Origin of the sequence: Phyllobacterium sp. (assembly GCF_037994405.1) — a bacterium.
Classification (GTDB): domain Bacteria; phylum Pseudomonadota; class Alphaproteobacteria; order Rhizobiales; family Rhizobiaceae; genus Phyllobacterium.
In genome coordinates, this window is the sequence record NZ_JBBNAN010000171.1 from 1 (window position 1) to 6,413 (window position 6,413).

The 6,413-nt window shown below is 60.6% G+C and carries 4 protein-coding genes and 1 pseudogene; all 5 read right to left on the minus strand.

The features are described 5' to 3' along the window. Nucleotides 1-94: 94 nt before the first annotated feature. Nucleotides 95-582: pseudogene (locus AAAC48_RS09990) on the minus strand (ISL3 family transposase); the annotation flags it as partial. A gap of 131 nt (nucleotides 583-713) precedes the next feature. Beyond that, nucleotides 714-4,118 carry an adenylate/guanylate cyclase domain-containing protein gene (locus tag AAAC48_RS09995; RefSeq protein ID WP_340654036.1) on the minus strand — a complete coding sequence of 1,135 codons (3,405 nt, stop codon included), beginning with the start codon at nucleotides 4,116-4,118 and terminating at the stop codon, nucleotides 714-716. Nucleotides 4,119-4,378: 260 nt separating this feature from the next. Next, on the minus strand, nucleotides 4,379-5,245 hold the full coding sequence (locus AAAC48_RS10000) for a TniQ family protein (RefSeq protein WP_340654037.1): 867 nt from the start codon (nucleotides 5,243-5,245) through the stop codon (nucleotides 4,379-4,381). After that, nucleotides 5,245-5,397, minus strand: coding sequence for a hypothetical protein (locus tag AAAC48_RS10005; protein WP_340654038.1), 153 nt, complete (start codon nucleotides 5,395-5,397; stop codon nucleotides 5,245-5,247). The genes AAAC48_RS10000 and AAAC48_RS10005 overlap by 1 nt, the downstream gene beginning before the upstream one ends. A 136-nt stretch (nucleotides 5,398-5,533) precedes the next feature. Beyond that, the gene (locus tag AAAC48_RS10010; RefSeq protein WP_340654039.1) at nucleotides 5,534-6,235 is read right to left on the minus strand and encodes an IS6 family transposase; all 702 of its coding nucleotides are present in this window, start codon (nucleotides 6,233-6,235) and stop codon (nucleotides 5,534-5,536) included. Nucleotides 6,236-6,413 lie beyond the last annotated feature (178 nt).

Consider the following 6,413-nt stretch of genomic DNA (forward strand, 5'->3'; position numbering starts at 1 on the left):
TGTAGCCGCAAAGTTAAAATGTCCTGTTTCTGCAAAGTAGAAATGTCCGTGTGTCACCTTCTCGTTCATCGCAACGAGATGTGCCGCACCACCACGATCGTCGCCAGCTCCAGTCATCTATGCCAACGACCCGGATCGGAGAGCTGCGGCGAGCGATTGCAGCATCCCGCTTCAGCTGCCGTGGGATCGTGTCGTCGCTGACTGGCATGCCGAGCTGGGTGCATCAAGAGCTCGCCGGGGCGGCCGCCTGCGCTATGGCCGAGCAGACGCACAATCTCGGCGACCCGCCTTGTCCGGCGCGCATAAGGGGCAGCAACTGTCGGAAGTCGGTAAGTGAACGTTTGACGTTCACATTTCTGGTCAGCGCACCGCCAGCGGCTCAATCGAAGCTTCACCGTTACGGCTTTGCCCTTGAAGACTGCGGTTGGACCAGCCATGCCGATTTCGGGTCCGCTGTCCGCACTCGGGGCAAATGCCGAACGCCGGACCGGCAGTAGAAACAACCCAGCTGTCTCCATCAGTGAGCGCAACGGCCAGAACTTTAATCTCTGAGCCAGGTGACCATTTCGTTTTCGTTCGCATGCCAACCCATAGCGGCATCTTGTCTAACAGCGAATGAACCACACAAATTGAGGAAGACCCTGATTAAATGCAGCGCGACATCCGTCCGCAAATTAAGTCCGTGTCACTGTCTGTTTTTGCCCATGAGGCCGTTACGAGACCGCGTCCAGGAGTGCCTTGGCTTCCTTGAAGTCCGGCGTTTCGAAGCCCTCTGTGAACCAGCCGCAAACCGGTGCAAGAAGGTCACGGGCCCTTCGTCGCTCGTTTCTCTGGGCCCAAAGCAGGGCGAGGGATGTGGCAGCTCGTAGTTCCCAAAGCCTGGCATGTTGATACCGGGCCACGGTAAGTGCATCCTGGAAGGAAGCCTCGGCTTTGCCGTCGGCGTGCAAGTCCAGGAGCAGTTCGCCCTTGCGGAGGTGCAACTCAGCCTCGTTCCAGAGCTCGTTGGTCTCGGCGATTAGTGCAAGCCCTTCCTCGATGCTATCGAGTCCCGCGCGTCGGTGACCAAGCCTGCCGAGCGCGCTCGCAAGCATGAGCAGCCAGCGCGGCACGAAAAGCTTCGCGTCATGCCCGCGCCAATCGGCTATTCCATCTCGCATCTGGGTGAGGCCGCGATCCGGCTCACCCGCCCGGGCCAAAAGCCAGCCCTTGAGAATGACTCCGGCTGTCCGCCAAAGGGAGAAACCGTGCTCGGTGCAGATTGCGATCAGCTCGTCGACGATGGCCTCATCCGCCCCGAAGTCTCTGTCACACCGATAGTTGCCGAGATCCCGCGAATAGGTGCGAAAGAGGGACGATTGGAATAGGCCGAACGCCACCGATGGGCTGTGCCGGTGATTTCGTATCGTGTCTATCAACTGGGCGTATCTCTCAAGCGCTTGGTCGGGATAACCCAGATGGAGCAGCGCGTGGGCGAGATAGCAAAGGTTTGCAATGCGGGGTTCGTACGCGAATCGGTAGGCAAGAGCGGCATGCTCGTTCGGATCGTACAATGCCCATGATGCTTCAATATGCCGGCGTGCAGCATCGAAATCCCCGCGATGCATGGACGTGATCGCCACGCACCGGTGGGCGATCATCGTTGTGGCTGGATCGCCGTCGCGTTCGGCCCTGCTCAGCATCGATGTCGTCGTTGTCAGCGCAGCATCGACTTGGCCGCGCAGGAGGTAGACGAGATACCGGCCGTAGTCTGCGATACTGCGCTGCATGGCGTCGTCGACTCGCTCACACAGCTCCTCGGCGCGCGCGAACGCCGCCGCGGTGGCCGGCGACGACCAACCTTTGGCCGCCATGCAGGCCGTCCCCAACGCCACCTGCATATCCAGCTCCAGGCGAACATGCTCCGGACTGTCGGGTAGCGTGCGCAGAAGTCTCAACCCATTTTCCAGGTGGGCAATCGATTCCAAAGTGGCAGAGCGTTGGATCGCCGATTGCGCGGCTTGCCACCAGTAGCTGACCGCCTGTTCGGCGAGACCTGCCTCGTTGCAGTGATGGGCAATGATCTCTGGCAGCGCCTCGGCACCCGCTGCCGCCCGCTGTTCAAGAACCTCTGCGATGCGGGCGTGCAGCTGCTGCCGTCGACTTTTGAGGAGGCTGGAATACGCCGCATCCTGCACGAGCGCATGCTTGAAGCTGTAGGTCGCTTCCGGCGGCACACCGCGGCAGTAGACCAGCTCGGACCGACAAAGCTGGGCCAGAGCGTCCTGCAGCTTGCCTTCGTCATGCGGCGCTACGACGGCCAGCAAATCATGTGAAAAATCGCGGCCGATCACGGCTCCGATCTGTGCGACCTCCTTAACTGGAGCAAGGTGGTCGAGGCGAGCCATGAGCGAGTCGTGCAGCGTAGCCGGAATTGCCAGCGGCGGGAGGGTTTCGGTCAACTCGAAGTGGTCGCCGGCGTCTCGCAACAGGCCTGATTCCAAGACCGCCTTGGTCAGCTCCTCAATGAAGAGAGGGACCCCGTCGGTGCGTTCCACGATCTGGTCCAGCACTTCGGACGGCAACGCCTTGCCGCCGGTCACACGGAGAGCCACAGCTGAGCCGTGCCGTCGCGTGAGACGGGAAAGCGAGAGCTGGGTGACGTGGGCATGACCGGTCCAGGGCGGGCCGAATTCCGGTCGGAAGGTGATCAGGACCAGTGCCGGCAGGCGTTGGACCCGCTCGACTATCAGGCCCAGCAGCTCAAGCGTCGAAGGATCGATCCAATGCACGTCCTCATACACCGCCAACACAGGCTGCCGGCAGGCCAGACCTGCAAGCTGCTCCACCAGGACTTCGAGCGTGCGTTGCTTCATACGCTGCGGCGGGAGATCGAGTGGCGGATAGCGCGCGTCAGCCGGGATCGCCAACAGTGCGGCCAGCAACGGCACCGCCTCCCGGTCTTGCGTGCCTCCCTGGGCCAGCAGAGTTTCCAGTTTATCGAGCCTCACCTGCGCGCTGTCCTCGCGGTCGAACTGCGCTGCCCGCTCCAAGAGGCCGACCACCGGATAAAGGGCGCTGTTCGTGTGGTACGGTGAGCAGTAGTTACTGAGTGGGATGTACGATTCGTTGGCCAAGTTCTCGCGCAGGGCGCGGACAATGCGCGACTTGCCGATGCCCGGCTCCCCCGAGAGCAGGATCACCTGCCCTTCACCTTCCACCGCCCGCGACCATCGTTCCAACAGTAGAGCCAGCTCCTGCTCACGGCCGATAAGCGGCGTAAGCGCTCCGGTATGAAACGCCTCGAAGCGGCTCTCGGCGCGGCCCTCGCCCCTGACGGAAAAAGCTCCCACGGCCGTGTCGAAGCCCTTCAGAGACTGCGGTCCCAAATCCTCGAACTCGAATAGATCGCCCAGCAGACGCCGCGTGCGCTCGGCGACAACTACCCTGCCTGGCCGGGCCAGGCCCTGCAACCGCGCGGCCAAGTTCGGCGCCTCGCCGACCACCGCCCGCTCGCGCGCCTCCTTATCCCCAATAAGCTCACCGACGACCACGAGCGCTGTCGCGATGCCGACCCGCGCCGCGAGCGGCTTGCCATTCGGGGCCTGCAGTTGCGCCACTGCGGCGACAACCGCCAAGCCGGCGCGCGCCGCCCGCTCGGCGTCATCTTCATGCGCCTGTGGCCAGCCGAAATAAGCCAGCAGGCCATCGCCCATGAATTTGGCGATGTGGCCCTCAAAGCGGGTAATCTCACCGGCGCAACAATTCTGATAACCTCGGATGATCTCGCTCATCTCCTCCGGGTCGAGCCGGGCCGACAGCGCCGTCGAGCCGACGAGATCAGCGAACATGACGGTCAGTTGCCGGCGCTCAGCACCGGTCGAAGGTACCGCCGCCGACGCGAGCCCCGTGACTTGCGTAGTTTCTTTCACATCTCCGATTGAGGTTGGGGAGGAACTTTCCCGCAGCTCAGCGATTGCCTCCAGAAGCCGCCGGCGGTGCCCTACCGAACTGACCCCGATGTCCTTGAGATCCTCGGCTGTCAGCCACAGAAGCACCTCGGCCTCGATGTTGTTCTCACGAAAGGCCGTGACGTATTGCGGCAGCCCTAAGCTGCGCAGCCACTCCTCAATGTCCATGTCCAACTTCCGCGGTGGAGAGGCCGGAGGGCTTCTTCGAACCAACAGTCTAGCACAGTCTTTACCAAGTAGCGTCCCCTGAAACGACACACCCTGAAACATCGCGAATGTAGTGGGCCCCATCTGGAGCGGCTGCCGGACCCGCAACACCAGCGGGTTCTAGCGGCGGCCGTGAGCAGTGTCGCTTGGCACTAAATGTAAGAATGCGGCCATTGCGAGCACGTGAGGCACTTAATTTGAGAATAACGCCGCTCTGATTCTCAAATTAACTGCAATTGCTCTGAACCAGTAGAAATTTGGTTTTGGGTGAGTACTTGGGCGACGAGCTTGCCGAAGCGGGTGCGGTTTTCACCGAGTGTATGGGCGTGAAGCATCTCGAGTATCGCGGGCCCCGCGCGCTCGACGATGGCGATACCCGCGAGCAACACGGGGCGCAAGCTGAGCGGCAGAATTGGGCTAGCCCCGGAGGGAAGTGATATCCGGCTTTTCGCGACGATGGCTTCAAATTCAGGCACGATGATGCCGAGAATCCTTGGGCTGCCGATCCGTTTCTCCGGTCTGAGAGTCTTTGGATTGCGCCGCATCAAGAGGAGTCGTGCGATGTCGATCGGCGATGCCCAAGGTTGAAAGCGGCTCTCTGCCTCGGCATCGAGCAGTTCTTCGCCGCGGAGAGCGACACTCCAATACGAGCAGAAAGGGGAGGGACGTACGTGGTCGTTGCGATCGCGAAGCGGAGATCCGCATGAGGAGCAACAGAGCCGCCAACCAAGAAGCTGAGCTCGAGTGACTGTCGTGGCATCGTCGGCGGACTGCACGCAATTCGGGCAAGTCTGTATCGGCTTGACGGCGATCAAGCGATGAGATGTCTGCGGAACGTTAACAAAGGTCATTCCGCGCACGACCCTCGGATTCGTTGCAAAAATTTGCGCGAGGCGGATCGCCTGATTGTCGGTCAAATGAAGATCGACCCCGCGTAGCGATGTCGCTTCCGGCAGGCAGTGCAGCAAGATTGCGAACGGTGGCAAGGCATAGAATGCGGCATGCCGACTGATCCACGACGACAGAAGCTCGTCCGGCGCGGGCGGCAGTAGGACTGGCAAACACCGATTAATCATAGTGCGCGGCATTAGGTGAACGCCGCCTCTGCGTCGAATTCTGGCTCCCAGTTCTCAACCGCTTCGTCGATGATCCGCTCGCGACCGCTTTCGATAGCTTCGACGGCTAGGCTGTTGATCATGTGGAAGATGTTGGCCGTAATGCCCTCGGTGATCTGGAGCATTCGGCGTAAGGCTTTCGGGGTAAGCACCGATGGATGACGCAGCGGTGTTGCGCAGGATCGAGGCGACCAGCGCCTCGAACTGGGTGATGTCAGGTTAACTCTTCGAGGAAAGGGAAATCCTTTTGGCTGGCAGATTTCAGGCTAATGCACCTGCCACCGCCTTCCACTGTGCTTGGGCGTTCAGGCGATGGAGGTGAATTTGAAATGCGAAACATTTGGAGCGAGACGGGACGAAGAGGTTGCGGATAGCCGAGAAGATCGAAACGAACCGTTGAAGACCTCCCGGGGACCGGAAGCCCTGCATCGCCCGCTCCCGTTTTCGAAGTGGCAGATGCGAATTCTCCGCCCGGTTATTAAGTCCCTTGTGAGACCGATGTTCGATGCGGGGCATGATCTGACGCCTGGCCGCGGCATAGGAGCCGAGCTTGTCGGTGATCAGACGCTTCGGTGCGAGGCCCTGCTTCTTGAGCAGCCTTATCAGTAATCGCTTCGCTGCCTTTGTGTTGCGCCGGGTCTGCATGATTTCATCGAGTACATAGCCTTCCTGATCAACAGCGCGCCACAGCCAGTATTTCCTGTCGCCGATAGCGATTACGACCTCATCGAGATGCCAGATATCATTGAGACAAGGCTGCTTGCGTCGCAGACGACGAGCGTACTGAGGGCCGAATTTCACGGCCCAGCAGCGGATCGTCTCGTAGGAGACCACGATGCCGCGTTCCAGAAGCAGTTCCTCAACGAGGCGCAAGCTCAAAGGAAATCGGTAGTACAACCACACAGCATGCGCAATGATCTGAGGTGGAAAGCGGTGGCGTTTGTAGCTGATCGGCTGGCTCATGCCACTGCATCTAACCGACTAATACTGACCACGGGTTAACCTGACATCACCGCTTTGCAACACGACAGGCTGCCCGTCACGTCACCAGGCTGTACGAGCGGCACCTTGCGAGTGCGCACGTGACAAGCACCCAGTTCTCGATGCTGGTGTTGCTCGGCGAAATGCCGGGAATGACGAT

Bases quoted from the DNA above. Each gene is read 5' to 3' on its own strand.
- AAAC48_RS10000 (WP_340654037.1), bottom strand. From the start codon at position 5,245: ATGCCGCGCACTATGATTAATCGGTGTTTGCCAGTCCTACTGCCGCCC.
- AAAC48_RS10010 (WP_340654039.1), bottom strand. From the start codon at position 6,235: ATGAGCCAGCCGATCAGCTACAAACGCCACCGCTTTCCACCTCAGATC.
- AAAC48_RS09995 (WP_340654036.1), bottom strand. From the start codon at position 4,118: ATGGACATTGAGGAGTGGCTGCGCAGCTTAGGGCTGCCGCAATACGTC.
- AAAC48_RS10005 (WP_340654038.1), bottom strand. From the start codon at position 5,397: ATGCTCCAGATCACCGAGGGCATTACGGCCAACATCTTCCACATGATC.